The 14,539-nt window shown below is 58.4% G+C and carries 13 protein-coding genes; 9 read left to right on the top strand and 4 right to left on the bottom strand.

Annotation, left to right across the window (positions count from 1 at the left end; translation table 11 throughout):
- Positions 1–76: 76 nt before the first annotated feature.
- Complete coding sequence (locus B0E33_RS24785) at positions 77–2,089, bottom strand: acetyl-CoA carboxylase biotin carboxylase subunit (RefSeq protein ID WP_062488566.1); 2,013 nt, start codon at positions 2,087–2,089, stop codon at positions 77–79.
- Between the two features lie 224 nt (positions 2,090–2,313).
- Here B0E33_RS24785 and B0E33_RS24780 point away from each other — a divergent pair, with 224 nt between their 5' ends.
- From B0E33_RS24780 to B0E33_RS24770, 3 genes are all read left to right on the top strand, one after another.
- Complete coding sequence (locus B0E33_RS24780; protein ID WP_022998276.1) at positions 2,314–2,790, top strand: YfjT/YkfB family phage-associated protein; 477 nt, start codon at positions 2,314–2,316, stop codon at positions 2,788–2,790.
- Positions 2,791–2,909: 119 nt separating this feature from the next.
- On the top strand, positions 2,910–3,380 hold the full coding sequence (locus B0E33_RS24775) for a YfjT/YkfB family phage-associated protein (RefSeq protein WP_062488565.1): 471 nt from the start codon (positions 2,910–2,912) through the stop codon (positions 3,378–3,380).
- Between the two features lie 163 nt (positions 3,381–3,543).
- A complete protein-coding gene (locus B0E33_RS24770; protein WP_022998274.1) occupies positions 3,544–3,855 on the top strand; it encodes a hypothetical protein in 312 nt (103 codons plus the stop codon).
- 117 nt (positions 3,856–3,972) lie between these two features.
- Here B0E33_RS24770 and B0E33_RS24765 read toward each other — a convergent pair whose 3' ends face one another.
- Positions 3,973–5,505, bottom strand: coding sequence for an acyl-CoA carboxylase subunit beta (locus B0E33_RS24765; protein ID WP_077292695.1), 1,533 nt, complete (start codon positions 5,503–5,505; stop codon positions 3,973–3,975).
- A 308-nt stretch (positions 5,506–5,813) separates the two neighbouring features.
- On the opposite strand from B0E33_RS24765, the gene B0E33_RS24760 reads away from it, so the two are divergent.
- The 6 genes from B0E33_RS24760 to mgtE all read left to right on the top strand — a co-directional run bounded on the left by B0E33_RS24760 (position 5,814) and on the right by mgtE (position 12,830).
- Entirely contained in the window at positions 5,814–6,764 is a 951-nt protein-coding gene (locus B0E33_RS24760; protein WP_022998272.1) for an OmpA family protein, read from the top strand.
- Between the two features lie 468 nt (positions 6,765–7,232).
- Complete coding sequence (locus B0E33_RS24750) at positions 7,233–8,657, top strand: circularly permuted type 2 ATP-grasp protein (RefSeq protein ID WP_031268326.1); 1,425 nt, start codon at positions 7,233–7,235, stop codon at positions 8,655–8,657.
- A gap of 9 nt (positions 8,658–8,666) precedes the next feature.
- Complete coding sequence (locus tag B0E33_RS24745; RefSeq protein WP_022998270.1) at positions 8,667–9,617, top strand: alpha-E domain-containing protein; 951 nt, start codon at positions 8,667–8,669, stop codon at positions 9,615–9,617.
- A 28-nt stretch (positions 9,618–9,645) separates the two neighbouring features.
- Complete coding sequence (locus tag B0E33_RS24740; RefSeq protein WP_077292693.1) at positions 9,646–10,464, top strand: transglutaminase family protein; 819 nt, start codon at positions 9,646–9,648, stop codon at positions 10,462–10,464.
- Positions 10,465–10,596: 132 nt separating this feature from the next.
- On the top strand, positions 10,597–11,328 hold the full coding sequence (locus tag B0E33_RS24735; RefSeq protein WP_022998268.1) for a proteasome-type protease: 732 nt from the start codon (positions 10,597–10,599) through the stop codon (positions 11,326–11,328).
- Between the two features lie 77 nt (positions 11,329–11,405).
- On the top strand, positions 11,406–12,830 hold the full coding sequence (mgtE, locus tag B0E33_RS24730) for a magnesium transporter (RefSeq protein WP_077292692.1): 1,425 nt from the start codon (positions 11,406–11,408) through the stop codon (positions 12,828–12,830).
- 36 nt (positions 12,831–12,866) lie between these two features.
- Here mgtE and B0E33_RS24725 read toward each other — a convergent pair whose 3' ends face one another.
- Both B0E33_RS24725 and B0E33_RS24720 read right to left on the bottom strand, forming a co-directional pair.
- On the bottom strand, positions 12,867–13,640 hold the full coding sequence (locus tag B0E33_RS24725; RefSeq protein ID WP_077292691.1) for an ATP12 family chaperone protein: 774 nt from the start codon (positions 13,638–13,640) through the stop codon (positions 12,867–12,869).
- Positions 13,640–14,320 (bottom strand): HAD-IA family hydrolase, encoded by a 681-nt coding sequence (locus tag B0E33_RS24720; protein ID WP_077292690.1) that lies wholly within the window; start codon positions 14,318–14,320, stop codon positions 13,640–13,642. Before B0E33_RS24720 ends, B0E33_RS24725 begins: the two co-directional genes overlap by 1 nt.
- Positions 14,321–14,539 lie beyond the last annotated feature (219 nt).

Here is a 14,539-nt window from a genome sequence, read left to right as displayed (position 1 = left end):
GGATGGTCGCAGGCCGCTGAATATCGGCAGTATCCGATGCCTGTCAATCAGGCTGCGTTAGGCGCATCACCCCGGATCAGGAAAACTCCATGATCACGGCGTCAACGGCAAGGCTGTCGCCGGGAGTTGCCTTGATGGCACTCACGACACAGTCGCGCTCCGCTCTCAGCACGTTTTCCATCTTCATGGCCTCAACGACGGCAAGCTGCTCACCTGCCTTGACTTCCTGTCCTTCGGCCACCGCGATGGACACCACCAGACCAGGCATCGGGCACAGCAGCATCTTCGACGTGTCCGGCGGCAGCTTCTCCGGCATCAGGGCATCCAGCTCGGCAATCCGCGGTGTCATCACTTTCGCGACTACGGAATAGCCCTGCCAGTCGAGGCGGTAGCCACCGCGCAGGGTCCGGACCTGTACAGTCACATCCTTCGTGCCGACTTTTCCGGACCAGAGCGGATCACCTGGCGCCCAGTCAGCTTCCACATTGACAACGGGGCCATCGCCGATCGCGACATCAATTTCGACGGGCGTCCCCGGATACCCGGCAGCAAGCCGGATCGGAACATAGGTCTTGTCGAGCTTGATCACCCAATCTTCGCGGATGGCACCGGAATGGGCCCGCAACCGCCCGGGCAGGTGGTCCAGACGCTCGCGTTGCAACGCCCCCATGGACAGGGCAACGGCTGCAAGAACCGCATAGGCCTCGTCATCGGGAACCGCCGGCTCGAAGCCGTCCGGATATTCGTCTGCGATGAAACTGGTAGCCAACTCGCCCGACCGCCAGCGCGGATGGTTCATCAGCGCAGTCAGAAACGGCACATTGTGCTGAATACCGTCGACGTAAAACGCATCCAGAGCTGAACTCATCGCATCGATCGCCTCCGCCCGTGTCGGCGCATGGGTGATCAGCTTTGCGATCATCGGGTCGTAGAACATCGAAATTTCCGAACCCTCGACAACGCCGGTATCGTTGCGGACAGTAATCCCGTTGCTGGCTTCTTCCGCCGGCGGCCGGTAACGCACAAGCCGGCCAATGGACGGCAGGAAATTGCGGTAGGGATCTTCCGCATAAATACGGCTTTCGACCGCCCAGCCGTTCAGCTTGACGTCTTCCTGGGCAAGGTCCAGTTTCTCGCCGGCGGCAACGCGGATCATCTGCTCAACCAGATCGATGCCGGTGATCAGTTCGGTCACCGGGTGCTCCACCTGCAGGCGCGTGTTCATTTCCAGGAAGAAGAAGCTCTTGTCCTGCCCGGCGACGAACTCGACCGTGCCGGCGCTGTCGTAGTCGACGGCCTTCGCAAGCGCGACGGCCTGCTCACCCATCTTGCGGCGCGTTTCCTCATCGAGCAGAGGCGACGGCGCCTCTTCGATGACCTTCTGGTTGCGCCGCTGGATCGAGCATTCACGCTCGCCCAGGTAAATCGCATTGCCGTGCTTGTCGCCCAGGACCTGGATTTCAATATGGCGCGGGTTTTCGATGAATTTCTCGATGAAAACCCGATCGTCGCCGAAGGAAGACGCCGCCTCGGATTTCGAGCGGGTGTAGCCATCCCGCACCTCATCCGCATTCCAGGCGATGCGCATGCCCTTGCCGCCACCACCCGCGGACGCCTTGATCATGACCGGGTAGCCAATGTCCGCTGCAATTTCGACGGCCTGCTCCGGACTTTCTATGACGCCAAGATAACCCGGCACCGTGCTGACCTTGGCCTCATTGGCGAATTTCTTGGATTCGATCTTGTCGCCCATGGCCATGATGGCGCGCGGGTTCGGGCCGATCCAGACAATGCCTTCCTTCGCCAGCGCTTCGGGAAAGCTGGCGCGTTCGGACAGGAAGCCATAGCCCGGATGCACGGCTTCAGCCCCGGTCTCCTTGCAGGCCGCGATGATCTTGTCGGCGATCAGATAGGATTCCGACGCTGCCGCGGGACCGATGTGAACCGCTTCGTCTGCCATTTCCACATGAAGGGCATCGCGATCGGCATCGGAATAGACCGCAACTGTCTTTATGCCCATACGGCGGGCCGTCTTGATGACGCGACAGGCAATCTCACCACGGTTGGCGACTAGTATTTTGGAGAACATGAATTTCCACCCAGCTGGACGATTTTCCATTTTGTAGGCTGCGCCACTTTGGCACGCAACTTATCCAAAGGGCGAGACGTGATTTTGCGGATAGTTGCCCAAACACTCAAAAACGGCATGTCGCGACAAGGACCGGCCAAAGGTAGTTCCGCGGAAAAGCGTCTATTTATCCGAATTTTAATAAACTTATTGCAGGAATTACCAAGGCAATGGGGAACAAATAAATGAAACGCATCCTTTCAGCGGCAATTATTGCGAGTGCTTTACTACCAACTTCCGCACTGGCGGAAACCGCCGGCAAGTGGAAGAGCGGCGAAATCAATGGCTTTACACGTTATTGGACCACCAACAACCTTGGCGCGAACTTCGTAGTCTGGTGTCATCCGAAACGCCGGATCAACGGCACCCTGCTTCATATTGATATCGACGGAAAAATGCCGCCACCACGCAGCAGGATCAAATTGATCATGGACCGCGAGATCCTGGAGCTGCCAATCAACGAGCAGGGATACGTGGAAACGGGTTGCGCCGCGTGTTCCGACAGCTTCGGCTATGTCTGGCACCGTTTGCGGTCATCCCATTCCCTTGCGGTGAAATTTCAAGATGACAGCTATGCAGGATTTTCCCTGCGCGGCGCTCAGAAAATCATTCCTGGAAACGTTTGCCCGACCGACTGGCAGAAACAACATCCCAGGTCCTGACGCATGGCGGCCTGGCCAAGCCCTTGTGGCATGCCAGGCCGCTAGATTGCTTTCTTGATTGAAGGGCTTTTAACAGGACACCTGTAGTTTTGTCGGTGACAGATTACGGAAACGGCTCGATGCGCACCGCCCTCTTTTCTTTTTTCTACCTGACACTTGCCACGAGCTTGCCGGCAATCGCAGCCGATTACGGCAAGTGGCATACCGACACGGCGTATGGCTACGAGCGCTACTGGACCGAAAGCTCTTCAGGAGCACGGTTCACGATCTGGTGCCCGCCCAATCATGCCGTCAGGAACACCCTCATCGGCGTGCGCATCAAGGGTCGCAGGCCAGACCCCGGATCCACAGTCCTGGTCGAACTGGATCACAAGCTGATCAAGTTCAGGGCCGGAAACGACGGTTACATTTACAATGACTGTCCGGCCTGTTCCGATAACATGACCTATTTCTGGCACCGGTTGCGCTCTTCGGTAAAATTCGCCGTGCAACTGGAAGACAGACGCTATTCGGGCTTTTCCCTGAACGGCGTGCGAGAAGCCATGGCGGGGTCTGTCTGCTCCAGCCAGATGGCCCAGAATACGCGGTAAAATCCGGTTAGAGTTCTGACCGATGCGATTTATGTGCTCGCAATCACATTTGCGCGCCACAAGTTGGTGCACACTTCTCCTGTCACCACCTTTCCGGACCGTTCTGTTAGACTAAACCTTCAGAGCGTTCTTTCCGGTGGCAACGGCACGTCAGGAGACTTTCATGCGGAAAATGCTTCTTTGCGCAGCAGCGCTTGCCCTTCCCGGCCTTGTCATGTCGACGGCGGCCGAGGCACGTCCAGACCTTCGCAAGATGACCTGTGCCCAGGCGCAGAACATGGTGCGTCAGCACGGTGCCGTGGTATTCACCACGGGGCAGTACACCTATTCGATGTTTGTTTCGAACCGTAGCTACTGCGACCGTAACCAGGTCCTGTTCACGCAGTTCGGCCAGACGCGGGATACGCCACGTTGCCCGGTCGCGTTCGAATGCAAGGAACCGCTGTTCCCGCGCGGTCTTTCGCGTTGGGACTGACCTGACAGACAGCAAACAGGCCGGAAAATCCGGCCTGATACAATCTCGTGTGTCACTGCTGCGGACCAGCGATCGTCTTCCGGAACCGAGCGAATGAATGCAAATCGGCTCTTCTTGCTAGAGCGGAATATTGTCGTGCTTTTTCCACGGCATATCCGCCTGCTTGGACCTGAGCAGGGCCAGAGCCTTGGACACACGCCGGCGGGTGGAATGCGGACGAATGACATCGTCTATGTAGCCGCGCTCCGCAGCGACGAACGGATTGGCGAAACGGTCTTCGTAATCCTTCGTCCGCTTGGCGATCTTCTCCTTGTCGCCGAGTTCGGATCTGTAGAGGATTTCGACCGCCCCTTTTGCGCCCATCACCGCGATTTCAGCAGACGGCCAGGCGTAGTTGATGTCGCCGCGGATGTGCTTGGAGCTCATCACGTCATAAGCACCGCCGTAGGCCTTGCGGGTGATGACGGTGATCTTCGGCACCGTAGCTTCCGCGTAGGCAAACAGCAGCTTGGCGCCGTGTTTGATCAGGCCGCCATATTCCTGCGACGTGCCGGGCAGGAAGCCTGGAACATCAACGAAGGTCACGATCGGAATGCTGAAACAGTCACAGAAGCGGACAAACCTTGCTGCCTTGCGGCTGGCGTCGGAATCCAGCACGCCGGCCAGAACCATCGGCTGGTTGGCAACGATGCCGACAGTGCGACCCTCGATCCGTCCGAAACCGGTAATGATGTTGCCCGCGAAACTGCCCTGAATTTCGAAGAAGTCTCCCTCGTCGACTGTCTTCAGAACAAGTTCCTTCATGTCGTAGGGCTTGTTCGGGTTGTCCGGAATGAGCGTGTCGAGGCTGGTGTCGATCCGCTCCGGGTCGTCGTAGTTCGTCAACTCCGGCAGGTCCGCACGATTGTTCATCGGCAGATAGTCGATCAGCCGGCGCATTTCCTGCAGGGCTTCGACGTCGTTATCGAAGGCACCGTCCGCAATCGAAGACTTGGTGGTGTGGATCGACGCGCCGCCCAGTTCCTCGGCCGTCACCGTCTCGTTCGTCACGGTCTTCACCACGTCCGGTCCGGTGACGAACATGTACGACGTGTCACGCACCATGAAGATGAAGTCCGTCATGGCAGGGGAATAGACGTCGCCGCCGGCACAAGGACCCATGATGAGCGAAATCTGCGGAATGACACCGGATGCCAGAACGTTGCGCTGGAACACTTCGCCGTAACCGCCAAGGGCCGCGACACCTTCCTGAATGCGGGCGCCACCTGCGTCGAACAGACCGATGATCGGTGCCCGGTTCTGCAGGGCCATGTCCTGAAGCTTGGTGATCTTTTCCGCATGCGTTTCGGAAAGAGACCCGCCGAAGACCGTGAAATCCTTGGAGAACACGTAAACGGTCCGACCGTTGACCGTTCCCCAGCCGGTGATCACGCCGTCGCCGGGGATATGCTGCTCTTCCATGCCGAAATCGGTACAGCGGTGCTGTTTGAACATGTCGAATTCTTCGAAGGACCCTTCGTCCAGAAGAATTTCAATACGTTCACGCGCAGTCAGTTTGCCCTTGGCATGCTGCGCATTGATGCGGCGTTGCCCGCCGCCCAGCCGCGCGGTTTCGCGGCGTTGTTCCAATTCGGCCAGAACTTCTTTCATCCGGTCCTCCCAAAACTTGAGCTTGGATCACGCCGTAGCATGATCCCCCGACAGAGCCTAGTCAGCACATGGGCTTATGGGGAAACTACGCCCTATGAACCTTTCCTGCCAAACGCCCACAGAAGCTGGACGAATGTCAGGCAAAAGCCTTTATGGCCACGCTTTGCCCGATCCCAAAACTGCCCTTGCGTTTCCGCGCGCCGGGACAGACCAGGATCACTTCAATACGTGCCATTTTTCGAAGCACGATTTTCAAACTCGAGAAATCTCATTTCAGGTCCAGGACCCATTCTTAACGGAGTACATTAATGTCAGGAAATTATGTTGTTGATCATCGTGACGGTGTCATCACGCTCGCGCGCCTGCAATATTTCGACGTCAGCCAGGCGAACCTCAAGGAAGATCACAAGAACTGGCTTCGCAGAAACGTCGTTCCGCTGCTGAAAGGCAACGGCAGTATCAGTATCGTCGGACTTTCCAGCCGCAGCGGCAAGGCAGCTTTCAACAAGGCCCTGTCGATGAAGCGGGCTAATGCCGTGAAGACGTTCCTGGAAGAATGCCTACTGTCCTGCTTTCCGTTCGATCTGGTCGACGGACTTGGCGAATCCCTGGCTGAAGAAATGGGTCAGGAAGACGGCGTTGAAGATGGACAGTTCCGTGCCGTGATGATTTACGTGCATTCTCTGCCGACGCCACCCAATCCGAAGGTCATCAAAACCCCGAAAAAGATGAAGCCCAAGCCAAAGGCGGCTTCCACCTTGTGGGTCGGCATCGGTGAAAGCCATTCAGGCGACCTTGTTGCTGTCGGGCGGTACAACTGGAATGGACGCCTTTACCGGGCCAGCGCCGATGACAACGGCTATGTCGACTACGTTGACCTTATGGCAGACGGCTGGAAAATCGGCGGCGGCCTGGGGGGTAGTGTCGGTGGCATCGTCATCGTGGCGCATGGTGTCAAGACGCCCAGCGAGTTCAACAAGAAGGGCGAATGGTCTGATTGGGACCTCGACCTGGCGATTGCCGGAAAGCTGGGGGACGTCCTCAAAGGCATCAAGGGCATCGGCAAGATCGTCAATACGATGGAGAAATACGAGGAACTGAGCCATGCCGCGATCGAACTCACCAAGAACAAGGGGTTCGTCAAGAAAGGTCTCTACACAATTCCGATGCTTGGCGTCGGTGCAGGCCTCCACGTTTGGACCGGGCGCAAATACGGCGACGTCTCGGTGATCTCGGTCGGCAGGACACTGATGCGCTAGCACCCTGTCTCCGGCCACCTATCCGCACACGCACCGGGCAGCAAATCAGATTTCGATCATGCTGCCCGACCTGCCCATCGACTGTGCATATTGGATTGAACACAACTTCTGCCTGACCGAACAAGCAGATGTTACCACTCCGGTCTGGCATGTTTTGACGGGCAGCAGACGCCCCCGATCCGGCCCCTCGTCTTTCCCGGCCAAGCCTGGCAGCAAGGATGCCGTAACGTTCATTTGAGCCCGTCATTTTGGCGAAGTTTGCACGCGCAAGCGGCGAAAAACACCGCCTTCAAATCCTTTTTCAGTGGTCGAAAAAAATATATTCAACCTGAGGGAACCTCAGGATTTTTCGATGAATTTCAGCTCGTTGCCTAATTTGCAGGCACTGTCGCCGCGACATTGAACTTTGACACCTTTCAGAATTTTGCCATGATTGCCCAAGAACGAAGCATCGGCAAAGGGGAGGCAATGGCGGACGAACGCACTTTCTTCAATGAAATGCTCGACGAGGCCAACAAGCCGCGCCAGCCATACGCCCGGCTCGCCAAATGGCTGGAAGACAAACCAGCCAACTTTCTGACCAAGAAGGGCCGCGACGCTGAAACCATTTTCCGCAGACTTGGCATCACCTTCGCGGTTTATGGAGCGGAAGAAGCTACCGAACGGCTGATCCCGTTTGATCCCATCCCGCGCATCATCTCGGCTCCGGAGTGGCGGCGCCTGTCTGCCGGCATCGACCAGCGTGTGCGGGCTCTGAACGCCTTCCTGCACGACATCTACCATCGCCAGGAAATCCTGCGCGCAGGCAGGATCCCGGCGGAGCTCGTGCTGCAGAACGAGGCATTCCTGCCTGAAATGGCCGGGTTCACCCCTGCCCGCAAGGTCTATGCCCACATCATCGGAACCGATCTGGTCCGCGTGTCGGAAAACGAATTCTACGTGCTGGAGGACAACACGCGCACGCCTTCAGGTGTCTCCTACATGATGGAGAACCGGGAGACGATGATGCGTCTCTTCCCCGAGCTTTTTCAGAGTCACCGGGTCGCCGCGGTGGAGCAATATCCCGAGAACCTCCTGCAGACGCTGGAAAGCGTTGCACCGGATCCCTCGAAGTCTTCGCAGACGATCGTTGTCCTGACCCCGGGCATCTATAACTCCGCCTATTTCGAACACGCTTTCCTGGCTGATTCCATGGGCGTGGAACTGGTGGAAGGCCGGGATCTGTTCGTGGATGCCGGACATGTCTACATGCGCACAACGCGCGAACCGAAGCAGGTCGACGTCATCTACCGGCGTATCGACGATGCCTTCCTCGATCCGCTGACCTTCAATCCGGGCAGCATGCTCGGAGTGCCGGGCCTCTTCGATGCCTATCGCGCCGGCAACGTCACCATCTGCAATGCGCCGGGAACGGGTATTGCCGACGATAAGGCGATCTATGCCTATGTCCCGGACATCATCGAGTTCTACACGGGCCAGAAACCGATCCTGAACAACGTTCCGACGTGGAACTGCTCACGGCCGGATGACCTCGCCTATGTTCTGGATAATCTTGAGGACATTGTCGTCAAGGAGGTCCACGGTTCGGGCGGCTACGGCATGCTGATCGGTCCGACCGCATCGAAGCGGGAAATCGCGGAATTCCGGAAAGTCCTGGAAACCAACCCTTCCAACTATATTGCCCAGCCGACCCTGGCGCTGTCGGCCTGCCCGACGCATGTCGCTTCGGGTGTCGCCCCGCGCCACGTCGATCTGCGCCCCTACGTGCTGATCGGTGATCAGGTCCGCATCACGCCAGGTGGCCTGACACGGGTTGCCCTCAAGAAAGGCTCGCTCGTCGTCAACTCCAGCCAGGGTGGCGGCACAAAAGACACCTGGGTACTTGAGGACTGAGAGAACCAGATGCTCGGAAGAACCGCCTCTTCGCTGTTTTGGATGTCGCGCTACCATGAGCGTGCCCAGAATGTTTCCCGTCTCCTTGAGGTCGCCTGTCGTGGCGCCATCATCTCCCATTCGGGTCAGGAGGACGGAACCCACTGGACCTTCGCCCTCGCCTGCTCGGGGTGCGAGACCGGGTACAAGCAGAAATACGAGGAACTGAACGGCCGCAACGTGGCGGCCCACATGATCTTTTCCAAGGAAAACACCTCAAGCGTCCGCAGCTGCCTGGAACTTGCCAGGAACAACGCCCGTGCCGTTCGAACAGGCATCACGGCTGAACTCTGGGAAGCCATCAACACCACATGGATCGAGTTTACCGACGTGAACCCGCAATCCATCACCCAGGAAAAACTGCCGGACTTTCTTGCCTGGGTTAATCAGCGTGCGCACCTGTTCCGGGGCGCGCTGCTGAACACGATCCTGCGCGACGACGGCTATTTCTTCAGCCAGATGGGCAATTTCGTGGAACGGTCGGACAACACGGCCCGCATCCTCGACACGTACTACTGGACCCTGCTGCCGGACAGCGACATCATCGATGACGGCTCTCTGGAGCACTATCAGTGGTCCGCGATCCTGCGTGCCCTGTCCGGGCGGAGAAGCTACCGGTTTGCGTATCCGAATGCCCGACTGAAAGCGTTCAACATTGCCGAGTTTCTGATCCTCAGAACGGAAATGCCCCGGTCCCTTGCCCATTGCTACGACTGGATGGCCGATACCGCGGAAGACCTGGCCCAGTTCTATGGTTCGCGCGAACCAAGCCTGGACATGGCAGCGGACATGGCAAAAGACCTGGCTGAAAAGCAGATGCACGAAATCTATCAGCAGGGACTGCATGATTTCCTCTCGGATTTCATCAACAAAAACAATCTTTTCGCCCATCAGCTTTGCGAAGACTACAATTTCGCCTGACCCTGGAACCCCGCAGAACCGGTGCAGCATGCGACTGACTGTCAGACACACGACCCGATACCGTTACGAGACGCCACTCGCCAACGCCATGCAGCAGTTGCGCCTGACGCCCGAGGATGGCCCGAGCCAGAGAGTTGTCGAATGGTCAATCGAAGCACCGGGCATTGAACGGGCGACGACCTACAAGGACGCTTTCGGCAACCAGGTTCACATGGTGTCGCGCAGCGAGCCGATCGAGGACGTCGAGATCACCGCCAGCGGTATTGTCGAGACGACGGATACCAACGGAATTCTCGGCCACGAACCGGATGCCGGCATCCCACCGCGGATCTACACAAGGGTTACTCCGCTTACGCAATCCAACCAGGCGATCCGCAGATTGGCGGCCAACGCGGAGGGACATGACAAGATTGCCGGTTTCCATGCTCTGATGCATGCCATCCGCGACAAGGTCGACTACAAGGTGGGCGTCACCGAAACGCACGCTCCGGCCACTGCCGTGCTGGCCGCCGGAGAAGGCGTCTGCCAGGATCACGCGCATATTTTCATCGCGGCCGCACGTTCCATCGGCGTTCCGGCAAGGTACGTTTCTGGCTATCTGCTGCTGGAAGACGAACAGGCTTCGGAAGCCCATCATGCCTGGGCCGAAGTGATGATAAACGGTCTTGGCTGGACCGGATTCGACATATCCAACGCAATGTGTCCGACCGATCGCTATATCCGCTTGACGGTGGGCCTGGATTCCCGTTCAGCTGCCCCTATCAGGGGGATCCGTTTTGGCGGGCGTGAGGAAAACCTGCATGTTGAGGTCGATGTGGCCCAGGCCGCGTTCCAGCAACAGCAGTAAGTGTCCTTTCAAACCGCCCGAACAGGCTCACTCCAACAAAAGATATTAAAGGGCAACCTGCGCCCTGCCTGATGGATGCTTGCCCTTTGGGGGCTCCAGCAACGGGTCTTGGCGCAGTCTGAGGGCTTGGGAATGACCTATTGCGTTGGCTTGAAACTGGATCGCGGGCTGGTGTTCGCCGCGGACACACGCACCAACGCCGGTGTCGACAACATTGCCACCTTCAAGAAACTCCACGTATGGGAGGAGCCAGGCGAGCGGGTGATCACCCTGCTCTCTGCCGGCAACCTTGCCGTCACCCAGGCCGTCGTATCGCTTTTGAGTGAGCACATCACGTCCGCGGAAAGCGACCGGGCGACGCTGATGACCGCAAAAACCATGTTCCAGGTTGCCCGCCTCGTCGGCAGTGCGGTTCGTGAGGTCAAGGCGATCGACGGCGAAGCCCTTGCAACAAGTGCGGAAAACTTCTTCGTCACCTTCATTCTGGGCGGCCAGATCAAGGGTGAGGAACCGCGCATGTTCCAGATCTATGCGGCCGGCAACTTCATCGAGGTCTGTGAAGACACGCCCTATCTGCAGATCGGCGAGCACAAATACGGCAAGCCGATCCTGGACCGGGTCACGCGTGCGGACATGCGCCTCGGTGAAGCGGCCAAGCTGGTGCTGCTGTCCTTTGACAGCACGCTGAGGTCGAACCTGTCTGTCGGCATGCCCATCGACATGTTGCTCTACAACACCGACAGCTTTTCCACCGACCGCCAGGTGCGCATTCAGCAGGACGACCCGTATTTCCAGAAACTGTCCCGGGGCTGGTCAGACAAGCTGCGGCAGGCCTTTGCCGATATTGAGGAATTTGAGGTCTGATCCCGCAGGAAACTGTCAGGCGGACGTCACAATCGATCAGTAGAAGCGGACCGGACCCTTCCGGAAAGTGAGTATCCATGAGCAATTCCAGCGACGTCGCCGAGCTTGATCCAACCGCATGGACCAGAGAGCCGGCTAACGAACCGCTGGAAATCAATGATGCTGCGCTCAGGGCCGTGCGCGAGATGATCAAGTCGGGTCAGCGCACGCAGCTGGTCGAACTGCTCAAGCGCTGGGACCCCGTCGACGTCATGCAATTGTTGACGCGGCTGCGCCTGAAACAAGCCCGCAAATTGTTCCAGTGGTTGCCGGCCAACCCGTCGATCAAGGTCATTGCCGAGCTTCGACCGGAATTCCGTTCGATTCTGATGGAAGAATCCACCCTTGAGCAGTTTCGGGATATTCTCGCCGGTCTCGATCCGGAAGACGCCATCGAAATTCTCAACGAGTTTCCGGACGATGTCGCGGACGAACTGATCGCGCGCTTGCCGGATGTGGAAGACATCGCAACGCGCGGTTCCTATGCCGACGACACGGCGGGCCGCGTGATGGCCCGCAAGTTCGTCGCCCTTCCCGAAACCTGCACCGCCGGCGAAGCTGTCGCGCAGATGCGCGCGGAAGCCAGCCGCATTCGCAAGGTCTTTACCGTTTATGTGACCGATGCCGACAGCAAGCTGACCGGAACGGTGGAAGTCGGCAAGCTTCTGCTCGCGCCGGCGGACGCCCCCTTGTCCAGCTTCATGAACCGCGACGTCATTGCCGTGTCCACGGACACTGACCAGGAAGAAGTGCTGCGGCTCGCCCGAAAACGCGACATGCGCACCGTGCCGGTCGTCAGCGGAGAAGGCCACCTGATCGGCAGGATCACGCCCAAGCAGTTGACACGCATCGCCTCGGACGAAGCCAACGAAGACATGCTGCTGATGAGCGGCGTTTCCTCAGAAGCCCGGTCGGATGACACGGTGCTGCGTATAGTACGCGGCCGCCTGCCCTGGCTGCTCGCCGGTCTGGTGGGGGCCAGCGTTGCTGCAACGGTGGTCGGTTCCTATGAAGACCAGTTGGCGGAAGCCGCCATCCTGGCCGCTTTCATTCCCGTCACCATGTCGATGGCCGGAAACGCGGGCCTGCAGGCCTCCGCTGTGGCGGTACAAGGCATTGCGACCGGAGCCTTGTGGTCCGGCGATATCTTCTACCGCCTGCTGAAGGAACTGGTGGCGGCGCTCTTCAATGGCGCTATCGCCGGCACGATCCTGGGCTGTCTCGTGCTCGTGGCTTCGCTGATCGTGCCGCTGGAAGACCCGCTGCACCTTGCCCTGGCCACATCGCTGTCACTGCTGTGCGTCACCACGCTCGCGGCCATGGTCGGCGCTACCATACCAATCATTCTGGACAAGATCGGCATCGACCCGGCCATGGCCATCGGTGTCTTCATCACCTCGTCCAACGACGTCCTCGGCGTGCTCATTTTCTTTCTGATGGCAACGACGTTCTACTTGGGGTGAAGCCAATACGCTCCACACCACATCGCAGGGAAATTGTTACGCTTCACGCAAGATCAGAACCGCCGCGTCGAATTCCTTGCGCTTGTAGGCCCGGACGAGAGCAGCTTCCGCGTCTTCACCCCAGCGCTCGATGTTGAAGTCCTCTTCCACATGAGCGGCCGTCCAGGCGGCATCGGCGTCGAGGTAGTCTTCCAGCAGACCAAGCCCCAGGAGCGCGGAGCCTGTCAGGCTGGTGATCGTATGGAGCGCTGCGAGGCGCATCGGGGTCAGGTCGGAAACTCGGGCCCGATAGGCGACAAGCAGCGCTTCCGGCTGGGCAGCGTGAATGACACCTTCGATCAGCACGAAACGGCCGCCGAGCAACCCGCCTGCCCAGTCCACGACAGGATCCCACAAGCGCCTTTGGGTGTCGATAAGGCTTTGCGGATCGTCCGCGCGGTAGCACAGCGCATCATTGCCGGCAAACCGGGTGATATCGTCAGCCACTTCGCCAAACCGGATGCTGACTGCATCAAGCGCTGAATTGGAAATCCGGGTCAGCGGCATAGTGGCCGGATTGATTTCCTTCTGCTGTGCCTGCCATTCGGCGGCAACCGCTGCAGCAAGCGCCTCACTCGGCAGTAACAAGGCCGCCTTGCCCGGTGTCTTGACGGGCCTTCCGTCCAGATGGATCGCGAAACCGCCGTCCACGGCAACATGGGCTGCTTCCTTGTAGAAACGCTTAGGCAATTCGCGCCGGGAGAGTTCGCGCGCCCGCTGCTCCGGATCCTTGGCCGCATCTTCCTGCAAGGTTTCAAGAAAGTCGCGCATCAGATTGTTTCCTTGTCGAAATCCAGAAGTTCACCAAGTGCCAAATCCAGCTCGGCATAGGTCTGGATGATCTTGTCTGCACCATCAGCACTCAGCCGGTCATGATCATGATAACCCCAGGCAACGCCCAAGGCATGTGTGCCGGCGGCCTTGGCCATCGCCATGTCAAAACCGGTATCACCGATCATGATGGTTCGTGTCCTGTCCGCTCCGGTCTCCGCCATTGCCCGCAGCACCATGTCCGGATGAGGCTTGGAGGGTGAGGTATCAGCTGTCTGGACAGTCACGAAGCGTCCATGCAGATCATGGGTATCCAGCATGTGCTTGACCCCACGCATCGCTTTGCCGGTGGCAATTCCAAGAAGGACATCGTCACGCGCATTCAGCCGCATGATAGCCTCGCGAGCACCCGGATAAAGCGGGTCGAGATCCAGCCCTTCCCTCCTGCGGGACCACTTGGCCTGTTTATACGCGTTGGACATCACCGGGATCTTGTCCTGGTGTTCAGGTCCAACGAGATCCAGAAAAGCCTCGTCCAGCGACCGTCCGACGATTGAGAGCGCCGTTTCCCGGTCAGGCATGGGCAGGCCCGCAGCCTCGAAACCGACCTGCAGGCCCTGCAAAATGGTTTTCTGACTGTCCACCAGCGTGCCGTCGACGTCGAAGATGATCAGATACATGGGCATCCTGTGCCAAGCGAACGGAAAGTAGCCCGCATGTGCCGGGTTTTCCCCCGGGGGTCAAGAGCACATTTGACACTGCGCCGGATTGGAAGTTTTGCCGACATCTACGTCATTGATTGGTAAATTCAACAATAGGCAAAGACTTCCACAGTCTGCGGCAAATTGACGTTCAATCTTTGGATATCGCCAATTTTGAAAAACCGCCCGAAAATTGCC

It is taken from the genome of Roseibium algicola, from assembly GCF_001999245.1.
GTDB lineage: Bacteria > Pseudomonadota > Alphaproteobacteria > Rhizobiales > Stappiaceae > Roseibium > Roseibium algicola.
This window is presented reverse-complemented; position numbering and strand designations above follow the sequence as displayed.

Bases quoted from the DNA above. Each gene is read 5' to 3' on its own strand.
- B0E33_RS24785 (WP_062488566.1), bottom strand. From the start codon at position 2,089: ATGTTCTCCAAAATACTAGTCGCCAACCGTGGTGAGATTGCCTGTCGC.
- B0E33_RS24780 (WP_022998276.1), top strand. From the start codon at position 2,314: ATGAAACGCATCCTTTCAGCGGCAATTATTGCGAGTGCTTTACTACCA.
- B0E33_RS24775 (WP_062488565.1), top strand. From the start codon at position 2,910: ATGCGCACCGCCCTCTTTTCTTTTTTCTACCTGACACTTGCCACGAGC.
- B0E33_RS24770 (WP_022998274.1), top strand. From the start codon at position 3,544: ATGCGGAAAATGCTTCTTTGCGCAGCAGCGCTTGCCCTTCCCGGCCTT.
- B0E33_RS24765 (WP_077292695.1), bottom strand. From the start codon at position 5,505: ATGAAAGAAGTTCTGGCCGAATTGGAACAACGCCGCGAAACCGCGCGG.
- B0E33_RS24760 (WP_022998272.1), top strand. From the start codon at position 5,814: ATGTCAGGAAATTATGTTGTTGATCATCGTGACGGTGTCATCACGCTC.
- B0E33_RS24750 (WP_031268326.1), top strand. From the start codon at position 7,233: ATGGCGGACGAACGCACTTTCTTCAATGAAATGCTCGACGAGGCCAAC.
- B0E33_RS24745 (WP_022998270.1), top strand. From the start codon at position 8,667: ATGCTCGGAAGAACCGCCTCTTCGCTGTTTTGGATGTCGCGCTACCAT.
- B0E33_RS24740 (WP_077292693.1), top strand. From the start codon at position 9,646: ATGCGACTGACTGTCAGACACACGACCCGATACCGTTACGAGACGCCA.
- B0E33_RS24735 (WP_022998268.1), top strand. From the start codon at position 10,597: ATGACCTATTGCGTTGGCTTGAAACTGGATCGCGGGCTGGTGTTCGCC.
- mgtE (WP_077292692.1), top strand. From the start codon at position 11,406: ATGAGCAATTCCAGCGACGTCGCCGAGCTTGATCCAACCGCATGGACC.
- B0E33_RS24725 (WP_077292691.1), bottom strand. From the start codon at position 13,640: ATGCGCGACTTTCTTGAAACCTTGCAGGAAGATGCGGCCAAGGATCCG.
- B0E33_RS24720 (WP_077292690.1), bottom strand. From the start codon at position 14,320: ATGTATCTGATCATCTTCGACGTCGACGGCACGCTGGTGGACAGTCAG.